At 62.6% G+C, this 18,477-nt stretch carries 14 protein-coding genes and 1 pseudogene; 10 read left to right on the plus strand and 5 right to left on the minus strand.

Annotation, left to right across the window (positions count from 1 at the left end; all coding sequences use genetic code 11):
- Positions 1 to 32 precede the first annotated feature (32 nt).
- Together ACE04A_RS03530 and ACE04A_RS03535 are read left to right on the plus strand one after the other, a co-directional pair.
- Positions 33 to 1,325, plus strand: coding sequence for an aspartate carbamoyltransferase (locus ACE04A_RS03530; RefSeq protein ID WP_279996717.1), 1,293 nt, complete (start codon positions 33 to 35; stop codon positions 1,323 to 1,325).
- A gap of 126 nt (positions 1,326 to 1,451) precedes the next feature.
- Entirely contained in the window at positions 1,452 to 2,873 is a 1,422-nt protein-coding gene (locus ACE04A_RS03535) for a diguanylate cyclase (protein ID WP_438859587.1), read from the plus strand.
- A 255-nt stretch (positions 2,874 to 3,128) separates the two neighbouring features.
- Here the strand turns inward: ACE04A_RS03535 and ACE04A_RS03540 are convergent, their stop codons facing one another.
- Positions 3,129 to 4,028, minus strand: a complete 900-nt coding sequence (locus tag ACE04A_RS03540) for a recombination-associated protein RdgC (RefSeq protein ID WP_485819861.1) — start codon at positions 4,026 to 4,028, stop codon at positions 3,129 to 3,131.
- 151 nt (positions 4,029 to 4,179) lie between these two features.
- On the opposite strand from ACE04A_RS03540, the gene ACE04A_RS03545 reads away from it, so the two are divergent.
- On the plus strand, positions 4,180 to 4,389 hold the full coding sequence (locus tag ACE04A_RS03545; protein ID WP_259251669.1) for a hypothetical protein: 210 nt from the start codon (positions 4,180 to 4,182) through the stop codon (positions 4,387 to 4,389).
- A 317-nt stretch (positions 4,390 to 4,706) separates the two neighbouring features.
- Here the strand turns inward: ACE04A_RS03545 and ACE04A_RS03550 are convergent.
- The 3 genes and pseudogenes from ACE04A_RS03550 to ACE04A_RS03560 all read right to left on the minus strand — a co-directional run.
- Positions 4,707 to 6,365 (minus strand): annotated as a pseudogene (locus ACE04A_RS03550) (MFS transporter); the annotation flags it as partial.
- Positions 6,366 to 6,585: 220 nt separating this feature from the next.
- Positions 6,586 to 7,962 carry a sensor histidine kinase gene (locus tag ACE04A_RS03555; protein WP_485819880.1) on the minus strand — a complete coding sequence of 459 codons (1,377 nt, stop codon included), beginning with the start codon at positions 7,960 to 7,962 and terminating at the stop codon, positions 6,586 to 6,588.
- Between the two features lie 112 nt (positions 7,963 to 8,074).
- A complete protein-coding gene (locus ACE04A_RS03560) occupies positions 8,075 to 8,764 on the minus strand; it encodes a response regulator (RefSeq protein WP_485819862.1) in 690 nt (229 codons plus the stop codon).
- 265 nt (positions 8,765 to 9,029) lie between these two features.
- Here ACE04A_RS03560 and recA point away from each other — a divergent pair, with 265 nt between their 5' ends.
- The gene (gene recA, locus ACE04A_RS03565; RefSeq protein WP_485819863.1) at positions 9,030 to 10,091 is read left to right on the plus strand and encodes a recombinase RecA; all 1,062 of its coding nucleotides are present in this window, start codon (positions 9,030 to 9,032) and stop codon (positions 10,089 to 10,091) included.
- Between the two features lie 118 nt (positions 10,092 to 10,209).
- Entirely contained in the window at positions 10,210 to 10,986 is a 777-nt protein-coding gene (recX, locus tag ACE04A_RS03570; RefSeq protein WP_448718471.1) for a recombination regulator RecX, read from the plus strand.
- Positions 10,987 to 11,077: 91 nt separating this feature from the next.
- On the opposite strand, the gene ACE04A_RS03575 is transcribed toward recX, so the two are convergent.
- Positions 11,078 to 11,998 carry a LysR family transcriptional regulator gene (locus ACE04A_RS03575; RefSeq protein WP_259251666.1) on the minus strand — a complete coding sequence of 307 codons (921 nt, stop codon included), beginning with the start codon at positions 11,996 to 11,998 and terminating at the stop codon, positions 11,078 to 11,080.
- Positions 11,999 to 12,139: 141 nt separating this feature from the next.
- Here ACE04A_RS03575 and metE point away from each other — a divergent pair, with 141 nt between their 5' ends.
- The 5 genes from metE to ACE04A_RS03600 all read left to right on the plus strand — a co-directional run bounded on the left by metE (position 12,140) and on the right by ACE04A_RS03600 (position 18,409).
- Positions 12,140 to 14,437, plus strand: a complete 2,298-nt coding sequence (metE, locus tag ACE04A_RS03580) for a 5-methyltetrahydropteroyltriglutamate--homocysteine S-methyltransferase (protein WP_448718470.1) — start codon at positions 12,140 to 12,142, stop codon at positions 14,435 to 14,437.
- Between the two features lie 230 nt (positions 14,438 to 14,667).
- Positions 14,668 to 15,270: a DUF2889 domain-containing protein gene (locus ACE04A_RS03585; RefSeq protein ID WP_100857098.1), complete on the plus strand. Its 603-nt coding sequence runs from the start codon at positions 14,668 to 14,670 to the stop codon at positions 15,268 to 15,270.
- A gap of 10 nt (positions 15,271 to 15,280) precedes the next feature.
- A complete protein-coding gene (gene sucC / locus ACE04A_RS03590; RefSeq protein WP_100857097.1) occupies positions 15,281 to 16,441 on the plus strand; it encodes an ADP-forming succinate--CoA ligase subunit beta in 1,161 nt (386 codons plus the stop codon).
- A gap of 103 nt (positions 16,442 to 16,544) precedes the next feature.
- Positions 16,545 to 17,426, plus strand: a complete 882-nt coding sequence (sucD, locus tag ACE04A_RS03595) for a succinate--CoA ligase subunit alpha (protein ID WP_006218345.1) — start codon at positions 16,545 to 16,547, stop codon at positions 17,424 to 17,426.
- A gap of 284 nt (positions 17,427 to 17,710) precedes the next feature.
- Complete coding sequence (locus ACE04A_RS03600) at positions 17,711 to 18,409, plus strand: TerC family protein (protein WP_050446013.1); 699 nt, start codon at positions 17,711 to 17,713, stop codon at positions 18,407 to 18,409.
- The last annotated feature ends 68 nt before the right edge of the window (positions 18,410 to 18,477 follow it).

The following is an 18,477-nucleotide window of genomic DNA, read 5'->3' on the forward strand; positions in this document are numbered from 1 at the left end:
GTATATAAACCCTCTTGCCTTGAGGCTCCGTCATGACCATTTCCCAGCAAGCTTTCCTGCGCGACGCCATGCGCCGCCTGAACCTGACGCGCGACGTGTTCGCTACCCGGATCGGCGTGAAACGTAGAGCGTTGGACACCTGGTTGTTGCCCGAAGGCTCGCAGGAATTTCGCGCCATGCCGGAAGTTGTGCAGCGTTTTGTGAGCGAAATCGTGCAAAACGGGGTGCTGCTGGAAAAATATACGCAAAGCGTACAAGACGGCCCGCTGCGTGAGCGGATCGCGGTGGAAGGCAAGCATCAATTGCTGTCGGTGGATCAGTTCACCCGCGAATCGGTCGAAGACCTGTTCCGCGTTGCCGACATGATGCAACCCATTGCGCGCCGCCAGAAGGTCTCGCGCGTGCTGGAAGGCGCCGTGCTGGGCAACCTGTTCTTCGAAGCCAGCACTCGTACGCGAGTCAGCTTCGGGTCGGCGTTCTGCCGCCTGGGCGGCTCGGTGTGCGACACGACGGGCTTCACGTTTTCTTCCATGGCCAAGGGCGAATCCATCTACGACACCAGCCGCGTCATGAGCGGCTATGTGGATGCCATGGTGATCCGCCATCCCGAGCAAGGCTCGGTTGCGGAATTCGCGCGCGCCACCAATATTCCGGTGGTCAACGGCGGCGACGGCCCGGGTGAACACCCCAGCCAGGCACTGCTGGACCTGTACACGATCCTGACCGAGTTCTCGCGCCTGGGTAAGTTGCTGGATGGCGCGCATATCGCCATGGTCGGCGACCTGAAATACGGCCGTACCGTGCACTCGCTGATCAAGCTGATGGCGCTGTACAAGAACGTGAAGTTCTCGCTCGTGTCGCCCAAGGGGCTGGAGATGCCCAGCTACATCATTGAGCAGGCGAGCCGCAACGGCAACATCATCGAACAGAAGACCTCGCTGGCGGAAGGCCTGGCGGGCGCGGACGTGATCTATGCGACGCGCGTGCAGAAAGAGCGCTTCGCCAACGAAGAGAACGAAGGCTACACGCCCGACTTCCAGATCAACCGCGCCATCATCGATGCGTATTGCAGCCCCGAAACCATCGTGATGCACCCGCTGCCGCGCGATAGCCGCCCGGGCGCCAACGACCTCAGCGTGGACTTGAACCACGACCCGCGCCTGGCCATCTTCCGCCAGACCGACAACGGCATCCCCATTCGCATGGCAATCTTCGCGGTGCTGCTGGGCGTTGAAGGCTTGGTGCAGCATTCGCTGCGCGATGTGACCTGGCAGCATCCGTCGCACGTCGGCCCGGACGATTCCGTCTTCCACGGCCTGGAATAAGCGGCAGTTGCCCCAAGCGCGTGGGGCCCCGCCGGGGCCCACTTTCTTTTGGCGCATAATCCGCGCTGGTTTTTCCGTCGCGTGTCGTTCCGAGACACGCGCGGCGTTTTTGGGGCGGATGATCTTATGTCTTCAAGCAAGAGCGCATTGCCGGCGTGGGCAAGCAGCGCCGATCAGGCGTGCTACCTGAGCGCGTCGAACGCGCAAGCCTGGGAAGCGGTCTATCAATCGGTGGACGCTTATACGCGCGGCCAAGTGGCCGCCGTGGTGGGCGACAGCGCCAAGGAACTGGTGGATGCCTTTTATTCCACCTTGTTGGCAGACGTCGAAGCCGGGCCGCGCCTGTCGCATGACATCGTTTCGACGCGGCTGCACAAGGGCATGAAGCACTGGCTTCTTGGTTTGCTTTGCGTGCGCGACCAGGGCGACATTGTGGCCTTGATGGCCACGCAGAAAAAGGTGGGCGAAGTGCACGCCCGCGTCCATATCCCGATTCATCTGGTGATGGCGGGCGCGCGCGTGCTGAAGAATGAAATTGCCGAGCGTCTGCGCGCAAGCGACCTGGACGGCACGGCGGCGTCCATCGCCACGCAGTACGTCTGTAATCTCTTTGACCTGGCTATCGAGCAGATGAGCCGCGCCTTCATGCGCGACATCAATCGCGGCGCGCGCAACGATGAGGCTTACCGCCTGTTCGCGCTGGGGCAGAACATTTCCACCGAACGTGAACGCCAGCGCGCGGCATTGCTGGAATGGAGCCAGGCGGTGTTGATTGGGCTGCACTACCGCGCACCCGAACAGGCCTTGCCCAGGCTGGCGGCATCGGAGTTCGGCTTGTGGCTGCAGCACAAGGGCGGCGTGCTGTTCGAGAGCGCGCCCGCGTTGGGCCAGATTACCGAGGCCGTCATGCGGCTGGACGACGTGGTGTTGCCAAGCCTGATGATGGACGACCGCGAGCGTCAGCTTTCCTTGCCCGACCAGGTGCGCGAACTGCAGGAACTGGTGGCGCGCATCAAGCATCTGCTCAATGGCCTGTTCGACATGGTGGCCGAGATTGAAAGCGGTAGCGACCCGCTGACCAATGTGCTGAACCGGCGCTTTCTACCGTCGGTGATCGGGCGTGAGATTTCCATCTCCAGCCGGCAGGGCAGCCGCTTTTCGGTGCTGCTGCTGGATATCGACCATTTCAAGGCCATCAACGACGCGCATGGACATTCGGGTGGTGATCACGTGCTGCGTCAATTTGCCGAAGTGGTGCACCAATCATGCCGGTCCAGCGACTTCGTGTTCCGCTATGGCGGCGAAGAGTTTCTGGTGGTGTTGGTGGATACGGGCCAGGAGGCCGCGCTGGCAGCCGCCCAGAAGTTGGGCGCCGAGATCCGCCGCCACGATTTCACGATTCCGGAGGTTGGCGCCCTGCGCATCACGGCCAGCATCGGTGTGGCCACCTTCGACGGCCATCCCGACTACGCCTATCTGATCGACCGCGCCGACAAGGCCCTGTACCAAGCCAAACTAGCCGGCCGCGACCGCAGCGTGGCCGCCTGACCGAGCGGTACTGCACGGTGCCGCAACGACGCGGCACCAATGCGGAAAACGACGCGGCACTGATGCCGAAAACAACGTGGCACCGATGGCAAAAAATGCGGCACCGATGCGGAAAAATAATGTCGCACCGATGCGGAAAAATAATGCGGCACCAATGCGGAAATGATGGCGAACGTAGGATGGGTGAAGCGCGAGAAGCCTGATGCAAGAAAGCCAGCACCTCAACGCGCGCAACCCATCAATCAACCACCCCCATCAAATCTTCTTCTCGCCCCCCAGCGCATCCACCAACTCGGCCATCATCTTGGCCAGTTCGCCCGTCATCAGCATCATGTCGGAATCGAACTTTTCATCATCGTTGGTGGCTACGCCTTCGTTGCCTTCTTTCAGCACGTCCAGCGGCGACACGCGCTTGACGTCCAGGCCTTCGGTAAGGACAAACGAGATGCGGTCGGCCCACGTCATGGCCAGGCGGGTGCACTGCTTGCCCGACTGGATGTGGCGGCGCACGTCGTCGGCGTCGATGGAATGCTTGACGTAGCGGATGGCCGCGCCGCTTTCGCCGGACGAACGTAGTTCGGTGTCCTGGTCGATGCTGAAGTTCGAGGGGGCCTCGTCTTCAGCCAGCCAGCCCGTCATGGCGGACGCGGGCGACTGCGCCACGTACAGGTTTTCAAGCGGGAACGGATCCACGCACTTGGCCAGCAGGCCGATGACTTCGTCCGCTTTGGCGGATGCGGCAGCGTCGATGACCAGCCAGTGGTTTTGCGGGTCGATCCAGACGCGCGTGTCGCGGTAGACGCTGAAGGCGCGCGGCAGCAGCTCGTCGGTGACGCGCTCCTTGATTTCCTTCATCTGCTTGCGGCCCGGCTTGTAGCCTTGCTGCTCTTCGATTTCCTGGGCGCGCGCCTGGGCGACCTGGTTCACGACGGTGCCCGGCAGCAGCTTCTTTTCAGCACGCAGGCTAAGCAGGATCTGGCCGTTCACGACGTGGGCAAGCCCACCGTTTTCGCGCGGCGGCACCCAGCCCAGGCTTTGCATTTCAAGGTTGTTGCCCGCTTGGTAGGCGTGGCGCGCAAGCGTTTCTTCAAGCTGATCGCCAACGAGAGTCCACGGCGAGGAAAGGCGGTAAATCTTGAGGTTTTTGAACCACATGAGCGTCGGCCAAAAGGGTTGATTCTATACGACGCGGACGGTTTGCCGAAGTGGTGCAATACGCTTGCGACAGGGGACACGTTCTGTCACTGACAGGGGGCGGGCGATGCGTTAACTTCCGCGCACCGACATGGAACCGGAGAGGAAAAACATGAAAATCATTGGCGCGATCCTGATCGTCCTGGGCATTGCAGCGTTGGCCTACAAGGGCTTTGACTACAAGTCCGAAGAGACCGTTTTGCAGATCGGCTCGGTCAAGGCCACGGCCGAAACCGAGAAGTCGGTGCCGATCCCGATGTGGGCCGGCATTGCCGCGATTGTGGCCGGCGTGCTGATCATCGGCGTGGGCATGCGCCGCTAAGTCAGACGCACAAAAAAAGCGGCCCGGCTCAATAAAGGCCGGGCCGGTACGGGAGCACACAATACCGCGTCATAAAAGGCTCGCGGGGAACGCGGTATCGGTGTCAGAACACTAGCCCTGCAATCGTCTGACAGGGGGATCAATCGTCAGCCGATCTGGCGCAAGGCCGTAATCTGAAGCGCCAGTCTAAGCGCGAGGGTCTGACATCGTCCTGAAAGCGGCAGCGCGCACTGCCTCAGGGCAAAAAAAAAGCTCCATAAGGAGCTTTCAAGGCCGGGCAGGCGCAGCAGTCCCGCCCGGCGGGGGATGGTCGTGTATGCGTTGATGTCGTTGTCCTTGGATTCGCGCACGAACAGCGTGCCGATGACCAGGGTCATGACTGCAATGATGATCGGATACCACAGGCCGTCGTAGATGTTGCCCGTGGCGGCCACCACCGCGAAGGCGACCGGAGGCAGGAAGCCGCCGAACCAGCCGTTGCCGATGTGGTACGGCAAGCTCATCGAGGTGTAGCGGATGCGGGTCGGGAACATTTCAACCAGCATGGCCGCGATCGGACCGTAGACCATGGTCACGTACAGCACCAGGATCGCCAGCAGCACCACCACCATGACGTAGTTGGTTTGCGCCGGGTCCGCCTTGGCCGGATAGCCGTGGGTTCGGATCGACGTGGTCAGCGCCTTGTCCAGTTCAGCCGCCCGGGCCTTGAAGTCCGCGGGAGCCATGCCCTTGCCGTCGAACGATTGGAACTCGTCGTTGCCGATCTTGACCTTGGCCACCGAACCCGCGGGCGCGGCTTCGTTCTTGTAGTTCACCGAGTTGCGAGCCATGAAGGACTTCACGACGTCGCAAGAGCTGGTGAACGCCGAGGTACCCACCGGGTTGAACTGGAACGAGCACGTGCTGGGGTCGGCAATCACGGTCACGGGCGCCGTGGCCTGGGCCTTTTCCAGCGCCGGGTTGGCGAAGTGCGTGAGGCCTTGGAAGATCGGGAAGTACGTTGCCGCGGCGATCAGGCAGCCTGCCATGATGATGGGCTTGCGGCCGATCTTGTCGGACAGTGCGCCGAAGACCACGAAGAACGGCGTGCCGATCAAGAGCGCGACCGCGATCATGATGTTGGCCGTGTTGGCGTCGACCTTCAGCGTTTGCGTCAGGAAGAACAGGGCGTAGAACTGACCCGTGTACCACACGACGGCCTGGCCGGCGGTCAGGCCCAGCAGCGCCAGGATCACGACCTTCAGGTTCTTCCACTGGCCGAACGATTCAGCGATCGGCGCCTTCGAACCCTTGCCTTCTTCCTTCATGCGCTTGAAGGTCGGCGATTCGTTCAGTTGCAGGCGGATCCACACCGAGATGCCCAGCAGCACGACCGAGATCAGGAACGGAATGCGCCAGCCCCAGGCTTTGAAGTCGTCTTCGCCCATCACCGTGCGGATGCCCAGGATGACCAGCAGCGACAGGAACAGGCCCAGCGTAGCGGTCGTCTGAATCCACGACGTGTAGAAGCCGCGGCGGCCGTGCGGGGCGTGTTCGGCAACATAGGTTGCCGCGCCGCCGTATTCGCCACCCAGCGCCAGGCCTTGCAGCAGGCGCAGCACGATCAGGATGGCCGGAGCGGCCAGACCGATGCTGGAGTAGCTGGGCAGCACGCCCACGAGGAAGGTAGACAAGCCCATGATCACGATCGTGACCAGGAAGGTGTACTTACGTCCTACCAGGTCGCCCAGCCGGCCGAACACCAGCGCGCCAAAGGGGCGCACGGCAAAACCAGCGGCGAATGCCAGCAAGGCGAAGATGAAGCCCGCAGTGGGGTTCACGCCCGAGAAAAAGTGCAACGCGATGATGGCTGCAAGCGAGCCGTATAGGTAGAAGTCGTACCACTCGAAAACGGTGCCCAAGGATGACGCGAAGATGACTCGGCGTTCTTCCTTGGTCATCGGGCGCCGTTCCGCGGAAGGGCCGCGGCCTGCCATGGTTGTTGTGCTCATGATGTCTCCTCGTTTTATGGCCGGCGGTTTTCCGCCGTGCTTAGCTCTTTGCCGACGCACCGACACCGAGCCTTACGCCACATTGAGGCGCAACCCTGACGAGGTTCTGACGTAACCCTTACTCGAATCTTAAAATTGAAACTATTGGTAACTGCTGCGCGCGCAGCTAGGGATAGTCCCTATCGGCCCGCAGCGGGCGGCAGACCTAGCTTTCGTGCGAATCCGGCGCGTCGGTGTACAGCGGGAACACCACGCTGATGCGCGTGCCCGGCAGGTCGGAATGCGGGTTGGGGTGATCGTTGATCAGCACGCTGGCGCTGTGCTTTTGCGCAATCTCGCGCACGATCGCCAGCCCCAGCCCGCTGCCGTCTGACGCCGTGCCCAGCACGCGGTAGAAACGGTCGAACACCCGTTCGCGCTCGTCTGGCGGAATGCCCGGGCCCGAATCTTCCACTTCCAGCAGCGCCTGGTCGCCACGGCGCAGCACGCGCACGGTGATATGGCCGCCACGCGGCGTGTAGCGCAGGGCGTTGTCCACCAGGTTGTTCAGCAGTTCGGCAAGCAGCAAGGGGTTGCCGTTGATGTAGACGGGATCATCCGCGCCTTCGAAGCCCAGGTCGGTATTTAGCGACAGCGCCTGCGGCACCCAATGCATGGCCTGTTCGTAGGCAATGGCGTTGAGGTCCGTGCGCGTCAGCCCGATGGCGCTGGGGTTTTCAGCGCGCGCCAGCAGCAGCAACTGGTTGACCAGCCGGGTGGCGCGTTCGGAACCCGTCACCAACTGCCGCAGGCTGGACTGCATCTCTTCGGGGCTGGCGTCGCGCAAGGCCAGCTCGGCCTGTGTGCGCAGGCCGGCAAGCGGCGTCTTCAATTGGGGCGCGGCGTCCGCCACGAAACGGCGCTGGGCCTGGACGTTGGCGGATAGCCGGTCCAGCAGGTCATTCATGGCGGCCACCAACGGCGCGATTTCGGACGGCGCCGCCCGTTCATCGATGGGCGACAGGTCGTCGGGCCGGCGCGCACGCAGCCGCTGCTGCAGCGCGTTCAGCGGCGCCACCCCGCGCGACAGCCCGAACCACACCAGCAGCACCGCGATCGGCAACACCACGAACTGCGGAATGATCACGCCCTTGATGATGTCGTTGGCCAACTGCGTGCGCTTTTCCACGGTCTCGGCCACGATCAGCAGCGCGGGCTGGGTGTTGGGCAGGTTCAGGTCCACCCAGGTGTAAGCCAGGCGAACGCCGAAACCGCGCAAGGTGTCGTCTTCGTACTGGACTTCGCCCGGGCGTGGCTGGCCCACGGTGGCCGGCAGCGGCAGGGCGCGATCGCCACCCAGGTATTCGCCGCGGCTGCCCAGCGCCAGCCAGAACACGCTGTCCGTCTCGTCCGCGCGCAACACGTCACGCGCGGCGTCCGTCATCTTCAGCACCGCACGGCCGTCCTGCACATGGACCTGCCGGGTCAAGACATGCAGATTGTTGGCCAGCGCGCGGTCGTACGGCACGTTCGCAATGTTCTGGGCAACCACATAAGTGATGGCGACGCTCATGGGCCACAGCAGAAAGAGCGGCGCCAGCATCCAGTCCAGGATCTCGCCCAGCAGGGAACGCTGGGGTGGCGCGAAGCTCGGGCCCTTGGACCCGGCTTGCATGATATCCAGCGCTTCCTGATTCAGTGGCTCTGGCCGGGCATCAACTGGCGAGGTACGCGGCACCCTGGTCCCGCTCCAGACAGTAGCCCAGGCCGCGCACCGTCACGATCTTCACGCCGCTGGGTTCGAGCTTCTTGCGCAGGCGGTGCACGTAGACTTCGATGGCGTTGGTGCTGACTTCCTCGCCCCATTCGCACAGGTGGTCCACCAACTGCGTCTTGCTGACCATGCGGCCGCTGCGCGTCAGCAGAATTTCCAGCAAGCTGACTTCGCGCGCGGACAGGTCCAGCGTCTGGGCGTCGACAATGGCCCCGCGGCCGGTCTGGTCGAACAGCAGCCGGCCATGCTTGAGCATCGTGGCGCCGCCGCCCGCGCCGCGCCGGGTCAGGGCGCGCACGCGCGCCTCAAGTTCGGACAGGGCAAAGGGCTTGGCCATGTAGTCGTCCGCGCCCAGGTCCAGGCCTTTCACGCGCTGCTCGATACTGTCGGCGGCCGTGAGGATCAGGACGGGCAGGGCGGAGTTGCGGGCGCGAAGGCGGCGCAATACTTCCAGGCCCGCCAACTGCGGCAGGCCCAGATCCAGGATAAGCAGGTCGAACGCCTGGGCCGCCAGCGCCGAATCGGCGGCAAGCCCGTCGCGCACCGCGTCAACCGCGTAGCCGTTGTGGCGCAGTGACCGGGATAGGCCGTCGGCCAGAATGCTGTCGTCTTCGGCGATCAGGATACGCATGGGGCTGCAAAGGGAAGCGGCAAGGGAAGCGGCAAAAGAGAGCGCTGCAAGATGCAGCGGGGGGCAACGCCGGGGTCGGCTTCGATTCTGTCATACGGGGCGGGACTTGCCCACTCAGGGAATACGTGAAAACTCTGGCACACTGGTTTTTTGTACAGTACAATCCGATGCAATAATCTGAACCTGATTCGAAACAGCACGCTGCGGTTCAAGTTTCAGGCTCTTGACGCCGCAACCACCAGATACGTTACAGACAGGACTCTACATGGACGACAAAACCACCAAGGCCGCCGCTTCGGAAAAGGCCAAGGCGCTTGCCGCTGCGCTTTCCCAGATCGAAAAGCAGTTCGGCAAGGGCTCGATCATGCGCTACGGCGATAACGAGGTCTCGCACGATATTCAGGTGGTTTCCACGGGCTCGCTGGGTCTGGACATCGCGCTGGGCGTCGGCGGCCTGCCGCGCGGCCGCGTGGTTGAAATCTACGGCCCGGAATCGTCCGGTAAAACGACGCTGACGCTGCAAGTCATTGCCGAAATGCAAAAAATTGGCGGCACCTGCGCCTTCGTCGACGCCGAACACGCGCTTGACGTTCAATACGCCAACAAGCTGGGCGTGAACCTGACCGATCTGCTGATCTCGCAGCCGGACACGGGCGAACAGGCGCTGGAAATCACCGACGCGCTGGTGCGCTCGGGTTCGGTTGACCTTATCGTCATCGACTCGGTGGCGGCGCTGGTACCCAAGGCTGAAATCGAAGGCGAAATGGGCGACTCCCTGCCGGGCCTGCAAGCCCGCCTGATGAGCCAGGCGCTGCGCAAGCTGACCGCCACGATCAAGCGCACCAACTGCATGGTCATCTTCATCAACCAGATCCGCATGAAGATCGGCGTCATGTTCGGCAACCCCGAAACCACCACCGGCGGCAACGCGCTGAAGTTCTACGCCTCGGTGCGTCTGGACATTCGCCGCATTGGCTCCATCAAGAAGGGTGACGAGGTCGTCGGTAATGAAACCCGCGTCAAGGTCGTGAAAAACAAGGTGGCGCCGCCGTTCAAGCAAGCCGAATTCGACATCATGTATGGCGCCGGCATTTCGCGCGAAGGCGAAATCATTGATTTGGGCGGGGCCGCCGGAGTGGTCGACAAGTCCGGCGCGTGGTACAGCTACAACGGCAACCGCATCGGCCAGGGCAAGGACAACGTCCGCGAATACCTGAAAGAACACCGCGACATGGCTATCGAAATCGAAAACCGAGTTCGCGAGAACCAGGGCATCGTCAGCCGCGCCGCCGAGTTCGTGCCCACGGTGGAAGACACCGCCGAATAAGCCATCCACCGTCCGTCAGGTTGCGCTGGCGGCTTTGGCAGCTTTTGTGCCGGCTAGCTAGCCGGCCACACGCGGCAGGCGCCATGATGGGCCTGCCGTTTTGCATAGCAGGAAGCGCATGAGCTGGAAACCGACCCCCGCGTCAGCCGACCGTCTTCGCGCCAAGTTGGATGACGAATTTGAAACCGTCGCCAAGCCGGAAGGTTTGCGGCGCAGCTCGGACGCGCGCCGCGAACGGGAAGCGGCGGCGCCCGCTGTCGAGCCAGACACCTGGCAGCGCAGTTCTGAACAGCGAGGCAACGCGCGCGGCGGTTCGCGTATCGGCGCCGCATCTGGGCGAGCCTCGGGGCTAGCCTCTGGTCGTGCCTCTGGTCGTGCCTCTGATCATGCCGCTGGCCGCACCTCCAGTTCCGAAGACGAAGCCACCGTCCAAGATGACGGCAAGCCAGCCCGCAAAGGGCCGTCGCTGAAAATGCGTGCGGTCGGCTACCTGTCACGGCGCGAGCATGCGCGCGAGGAATTGGCGCGCAAATTAGCCGCCTACGCTGAAGACGCCGATGAAATTGAAAGCGTGCTGGATGCGCTGGAAAAAGAGGGTTGGCTGTCTACCGAACGGTTTGCGCAAAGCCTGGTGCATCGCCGCGCATCGCGCCAAGGCGCGGCGCGCATCGTGCAGGAATTGCGACAGCATGGCGTGGACGATACGCAGGTGGCTGAACTACGAGAGCAACTGCGCGCAACCGAATACGAGCGCGCGCTGGAAGTCTGGAAAAAACGCTTCGACGCCAAGCCGGAAGACCGCGCCGTGTATGCCAAGCAGGCGCGCTTTTTGGCCAGCCGGGGGTTTGCGCACGATGTGATCCGGCGCATCCTTGGCGAAGGCGAGGACGACTGATCGACCGCGCAATTGATCGACCGCGCAACTGATCGACTGATCGGATCCGCCTGACGCACAGCCCACTCCGCCGCCCGCCCAGGCGGCTTTTTTATGCCTTGGCCGACTTGATTCCCGACAACGTCTTGAAGCAGACGTCGCGCGTGATGGTCAGGAATTCATCAATGTACGAGGCATCGGTGTCTTCGCTGCGCACGGTGGCGTACAGCGTGCGCCAGACGCCCTGCGGCCCTAGTCGGCACAGCCGCAACCATCCCTGATTCATGTATTCGGTCAGCGCCCAATTCGGCAGCGCCGCCACGCCCCGATTGCTGGCCACCAGTTGCGCGATGATGGGCGTCAGTTCGGCCTTGCGGATGGCCGCCGGCTCAACGTCGGCCGGGTCCAGAAAGGCGGTGAACACGTCCAGCCGCTGCTTGTCCACCGGATAGGTGATGAGCGTCTGGTCCGCCAACTGCTCGGGCATGATGAATTTGCTTGCGGCCAAGGGGTTCGATTCCGACACGGCCAGCACCAATTCGTACTTGAACAGCGGCAGGTATTCCACCGAATCCAGCGGCTGCGGGTCCGACGTGATGACCAGATCCAGGTCGCCGCGCACCAAGGCGGGCAGGGGCGCGAACGAGAACGCCGCAGTCAGATCCAGCGCTACGTCGGGCCATTGCACCCGGAAGGCATCCAGCGCCGGCATCAGCCACTGAAAGCAGGAATGGCAGTCGATGGCCAGATGCAGCCGGCCGCTGCGGCCTGCCGCCAGCCGTTGCAGATCGCGTTCCGTGGCGCGGATGCGGGGCAAGACTTCGTCGGCCAGCGCCAGGACGCGCAAGCCCGCGGTCGTCAGCCGGGCGGGGCGGGTGCGGCGATTCAACAGGGGCGTGCCCAACCGGGTTTCCAGGTCGCGCAACTGATGCGACAAGGCGGACTGGGTCAGGTGCAGCCGCTCGGCGGCTTCCTGCAGGCTGCCGCCGTCACGGATGGCGGACAGCGTTTCAAGATGGCGGATTTCTAGCATGGGCATCTGGCATGAAAGAGATGAGTGCGAATTGTATGAGGTTTACTCATCTTATGGATGTAGACATTGATTTTGATTCATATAAGTTTGCCTGCACAATGGCTGCCACTTGAACAAACTTTGTCTAACGGCGGTGTTGTCATGACTACGATTCATAATTTGGGATTCCCCCGTATTGGCGCCCAACGCGAACTCAAGCGCGCTGTCGAGGCCTATTGGGCGGGCAAGCAAACCGCCGAAGCCCTGGAAGAGACGGGCCGCGAGCTGCGCGCCAAGCATTGGAAGCTGCAAGCAGCGGCCGGCCTGGAATTCGTGCCGGTGGGCGACTTTGCCTGGTATGACCAGATCCTGGAATGGAGCACGCTGCTGGGCGCCGTGCCCGCGCGCTTCGGCCAGAAGGACAACGAGCCCGTGACGCTGGACACGCTGTTTCGCATGGGCCGTGGCCGTGCGCCGTCGGGCAAGCCCGCCGCCGCTTGCGAAATGACCAAGTGGTTCGATACCAACTACCACTACATCGTGCCGGAGCTGGTGCCTGGCCAAACCTTCCGCATTGCTCGCGAGTCTCTGTTCCAGCAGATCCAGGAAGCGCAAGCGCTGGGCCATGCCGTCAAGCCGGTGATCCCGGGTCCGCTGACCTGGCTGTACCAAGGCAAGGGCGACGCCTTTGCGGGTGGCGCGGCCGACGAAGGCAAGCTGCAACTGCTGGCCGCCTTGGTGCCGGTGTACCAGGAAGTGCTGGCCCGCTTTGCCAAGCAAGGCGTGCAATGGGTGCAGATCGATGAACCCATCCTGGTGCTGGACCTGCCGCAAGCGTGGCGCGATGCGTTCAAGCGGGTGTACGACACCCTGGCCGCAAGCCCGGTCAAGCTGCTGGTCGCCACCTACTTCGACGGCCTGAAAGACAACCAGGCTACCGTGCAGGCGCTGCCCGTGGCCGGCCTGCATGTGGATCTGGTGCGCGCGCCGGAACAACTGGCGGACGTCGTAGCCGGCCTGCGTGCCGACCAGGTGCTGTCTGCTGGTGTCATCAACGGCCGCAATATCTGGCGCACCGATCTGGATGCGGCCATCGCGGCCTTGGCGCCGGTCAAGCAGCAATTGGGTGACCGCTTGTGGCTGGCGCCGTCGTGCTCTTTGTTGCACGTGCCGGTGGACCTGTCCAATGAGACGGAACTGGACGCCGAGCTCAAGAGCTGGCTGTCGTTCGCCGCGCAAAAGCTGCAAGAACTAAGCCTGCTGGGCCGCGCCCTGGACAACGCGACGGATGCGTCCGTGCAGGACGGCCTGATCAAGCAGCGCGCCGCGCTGGCCGCCCGCCGCTCGTCGCCCCGCATTCACAACCCGGCCGTGGGCCAACGGATGGCCAGCGCGGCCGCCGTGTCGCGCGACCGTGCGCCGTTCGCCGGCCGCATCGCCCGCCAGCAAGAACAGTTGGGCTTGCCCGCCTACCCGACGACCACGATCGGTTCCTTCCCGCAAACCGCCGAAATCCGCGCGCTGCGCCGTGATTGGAAGGCGGGCGCGTTGACGGATTCCGGCTACGAGACGGCCATCCGCAAGGAAATCGAGGAAGTCATCCGCTTTCAGGAAAAGGTTGGCCTGGATGTGCTGGTGCACGGCGAACCCGAACGCAACGACATGGTCGAGTACTTCGGCGAACTACTGGCCGGTTTTGCCTTCACCAAGAACGGTTGGGTGCAAAGCTATGGCTCGCGCTGCGTCAAGCCGCCGATCATTTTCGGCGACGTGGCCCGTCCCGCGCCGATGACGGTGGGCTGGTCGTCGTACGCGCAGTCGCTGACCGACAAACCAGTCAAGGGCATGTTGACCGGTCCGGTCACCATCCTGCAATGGTCGTTCGTGCGTGACGATCAGCCGCGCGAGCAGACGTGCCGCCAACTGGCGCTGGCCCTGCGCGACGAAGTCGTGGACCTGGAAGCGGCCGGCATCAGCGTCATCCAGATTGACGAGCCGGCCATCCGCGAAGGCCTGCCGCTGCGCCGCGCCGATTGGAAGGCCTACCTGGACTGGGCCGTGGATTGCTTCCGCCTGTCGACGGCCGGCGTGCGCGACGAGACGCAGATCCATACGCACATGTGCTATTCGGAGTTCAACGACATCATCGAATCCATCGCGGCCATGGACGCCGACGTGATCACCATCGAAACGTCGCGCTCCAACATGGAACTGCTGAAGGCGTTTGAAGATTTCGACTATCCCAATGACATCGGCCCGGGCGTGTACGACATCCACTCGCCGAACGTGCCGGAAGTGGACTGGATGGTCGGCCTGATGGAAAAGGCGGCGGCCCGCTTGCCCAAGGAACGCCTGTGGGTGAACCCGGACTGCGGCCTGAAGACCCGCGCCTGGCCGGAAACGGAAGCCGCGCTGATCGGCATGGTGCAAGCCGCCCGCGCGCTGCGCCAGTCGGCTTGACGCCGGCACGCCCCGATCCGCCTGCGTGAACCGAACCCCATGGGGGCGCCAACCCGCGCCGCCCATGGGGTTTTTTTGCGCTCTGCAGGGGGCGGTGCGGGAAAAAACGGCGACGGACACAAGCCCGCGCAGCAAACCGGCCGCTTGATCCGGGGCCGCCTGCGCTATACTTTCAAGGTTTTGTTGCCGCGCACCATGCGCAGGCCATCTTCGCCCCGCAGGCCCCCAGAATGCCCTTGCCACCGCCGGATTACCCTCGCCAACCGCTGCACACGCGTTCCATACGTGTGCAGTCGTATGCGCGCGAAGACGGTAATTGGGACCTGGAAGCCGAGCTGATCGACGTCAAGGCGTACGATTTCCCCAAGAGCGACGGCAAGATGTTCAAGGCCGGGCAGCCCATCCACCATATGCATTTGCGCATCACCATCGACGAGGAATACTCGATTTTGGACGCGCAGGCTGTCTATGATGCGGCCCCTTATGGCGGTCATTGCATGGCCATCGAGGCCGCTTACACTGATTTGATCGGCATGAATCTGCTCAAGGGATTCCGCCGCCAGGTCAAGGAGCGGTTCGGGCATGTAGAGGGCTGTACGCACATGACCGAGCTGTCGCAGGTGCTTCCCACCGCGGCGGTCCAGACCATGGCCAACCGCCGGCGGCAGGAACCCAACCCGAACCGGCGTCCATTCCAATTGGATGGCTGTCATGCGCTCAGCACTGGCGGCCCGGTGGTGGCTGAGCACTATCCCAAGTGGTACACCGGGGGTAGCGCTGAGGCATCGGCCGATTCGTCCTCCGATTCACCTTCTCTTTCTCATACGTCCTGACAGGTAACACATGAAAATCCACGAGTATCAAGGCAAGGAACTGCTGAAGCAATTTGGCATCCCGGTGCCGCGCGGGATCCCCGCTCTTTCCGTCGACGAGGCCGTGGCTGCCGCTGAAAAGCTGGGTGGACCGGTGTGGGTCGTCAAGGCACAAATTCACGCGGGCGGCCGCGGCAAGGGCGGCGGCGTCAAGCTGGCGCGCTCGCTGGACGACGTGCGCAAGCTGGCCTCGGAAATCCTGGGCATGCAGCTGATCACGCACCAGACCGGCCCGGAAGGCCAGAAGGTTCGTCGCCTGTACATCGAAGACGGCGCCGACATTCAAAAGGAATACTACGTGTCGCTGGTCACTGACCGCGCCACGCAGAAGGTCGCCTTCATCGCCTCCAGCGAAGGCGGCATGGACATCGAGGAAGTGGCTCACTCGACTCCCGAGAAGATCATCACCGAATACATCGACCCGCTGACCGGCCTGTCCGCCGAGCAAGCCACCAAGATCGCCAACGCGATCGGCCTGCCCGCCGACTCCACCGCCCAAGCCGTGGACGTGTTCCAGAAGCTGTATCAGTGCTACATGGACACCGACGCGTCGCTGGTTGAAATCAATCCGCTGAACCGCGACGGCAAGGGCAACATCATCGCCCTGGACGCCAAGTTCAACTTCGACTCCAACGCCCTGTTCCGCCACCCGGAAATCGTCGCCTACCGCGACCTGGACGAAGAAGATCCCGCTGAAATCGAAGCCAGCAAGTTCGACCTGGCCTACATCCAGCTCGACGGCAACATCGGCTGCCTGGTGAACGGCGCCGGTCTGGCCATGGCCACGATGGACACCATCAAGCTGTTCGGCGGCGAGCCGGCCAACTTCCTGGACGTCGGCGGCGGCGCTACGGCCGAGAAGGTCACCGAAGCGTTCAAGATCATGCTCGCGAACAAGAGCGTGAAGGCCATTCTGGTCAACATCTTTGGCGGCATCATGCGCTGCGACGTCATCGCCGAAGGCGTGATCGCGGCTTGCAAGGCCGTCAACCTGAACGTGCCGCTGGTCGTGCGCATGAAGGGTACCAACGAAGAACTCGGCAAGAAGATGCTGGCCGACTCCGGCCTGCCGATCATCAGCGCCGACACGATGGCCGAAGCGGCCACCCGCGTCGTAGCCGCCGTCAAGTAAATATGCCCCCTCGCCGCGCCCCTTCGTGGCTAGCTGCCCCCCATGGGGGAGCTTGCCACCTTGGGACGGCCCGGCGGTAAAAGAAATTGCCAAGGATTCACAAATGTCGATTCTGATTAACAAGGACACCAAAGTCATCACCCAGGGCATCACGGGCAAGACGGGCCAGTTCCACACCCGTATGTGCCGTGAGTATGCCAATGGCAAAGCCGCCTTCGTGGCCGGCGTGAACCCCAAGAAAGCGGGTGAAGACTTTGAAGGCGTGCCGATCTTCGCTTCGGTGAAGGAAGCCAAGGCTGACACCGGCGCAACCGTGTCCGTCATCTACGTGCCGCCCGCCGGCGCTGCCGCCGCCATCTGGGAAGCTGTCGAAGCCGAACTGGATCTGGTGATCTGCATCACCGAAGGCATCCCGGTCCGCGACATGCTGGAAGTCAAGAACCGCATGAAGGCCAAGGGCAGCAAGACGCTGCTGCTGGGCCCGAACTGCCCCGGCCTGATCACGCCGGACGAAATCAAGATCGGCATCATGCCCGGTCACATCCACCGCAAGGGTCGTATCGGCATCGTCAGCCGTTCGGGCACCCTGACGTACGAAGCCGTGGCGCAAGTCACCGAACTGGGCCTGGGTCAATCCAGCGCCGTCGGTATCGGTGGCGACCCCATTAACGGCCTGAAGCACGTCGACGTCCTGAAGATGTTCAATGACGATCCCGACACCGACGCCGTCATCATGATCGGCGAAATCGGCGGCCCCGACGAAGTCAACGCTGCTGAATGGGCGAAGGACAACATGAAGAAGCCGGTCGTCGGCTTCATCGCTGGTGTCACCGCTCCTCCGGGAAAGCGCATGGGCCACGCTGGCGCCCTGATCTCCGGTGGCGCCGACACGGCCGACGCCAAGCTGGAAGTCATGGAAGCTTGCGGCATCCGCACCACGCGCAACCCCTCCGAAATGGGCAAGCTGCTCAAGTCGGTGCTGTAAGTTTTCAGCATTGCGTTCAAAAAGCCCGCTTCGGCGGGCTTTTTTTCGTTCGTCCGCCGTTCGGGTGAGGGCGAAATTTTCCGTGTTTTCCTAGGGTAATCCCGCGTCCAAAACGTGGCCGTGCAACCATTCGGCAAGCTGAACGAAACTATAATGAAAGAAATTTCGCTCGTACCCAGCAAGAATGCCGTCGCGCTCGCACGAAGACGGCCAGTACGGCTCTTGTTTTGTTCATCCATTAATTTGGTTCGTCCTAGGGGGATCAACACCTAGGAAAGAGAGGCATGGAACTCAGTTCAGCGGCATTCTGGATAGCGCTGCTCCAGATCATTTGGGTCAATATTTTGCTGTCGGGCGACAACGCCGTGGTCATTGCGCTGGCGGCGCGTTCGCTGCCTCCGGCACAACAAAAGAAAGCGATCACGATAGGTTCTGCCGCCGCGATCATCATGCGTATCGTGCTGACCCTGGTGGCGGCCAAGTTGTTGCTGTTGCCGTACCTGAAGCTGATCGGTGCGTTGCTACTGGTCTACATCGGCGTGACGCTGCTGTTGCCGGAAGGCGAAGAGGACGGCGCGGGCAAGACGCAAGGTAATCTTCTGACCGCAATTCGCACTATCATGATTGCCGATTTGGTCATGAGCCTGGACAACGTGGTGGCGGTTGCCGCCGCGGCAATGGGCGATACGACCTTGCTGGTGCTGGGCTTGGCCATCAGCATCCCGCTGGTTATCTTCGGCAGCACCTTGCTGTTGAAAGTGATCGAGCGCTTCCCGGTCATCGTCTGGGTGGGTGCGGCACTGTTGGGCTTTATTGCTGGTGAATTGCTGGTCGGCGATCCCGCCTTGCAGGAACCGGTGGCGCGTATTGACGCGGCCTTGGGCATCACCCATCACAGCTTTGCGCTGATGACGGGCGCGCTGGGCGCGGTGCTGGTGCTGGCAATTGGTAAAGTTTTACTGATGCGCCAGAAAGCTGAATGAAAGCTGAATTACAATAATCAGTTGTTTTGAATGATCCTGCCGTGGGGGGGGGGGGGGGGGGGGGGGGG

It is taken from the genome of Achromobacter colocynthidis, from assembly GCF_057334535.1.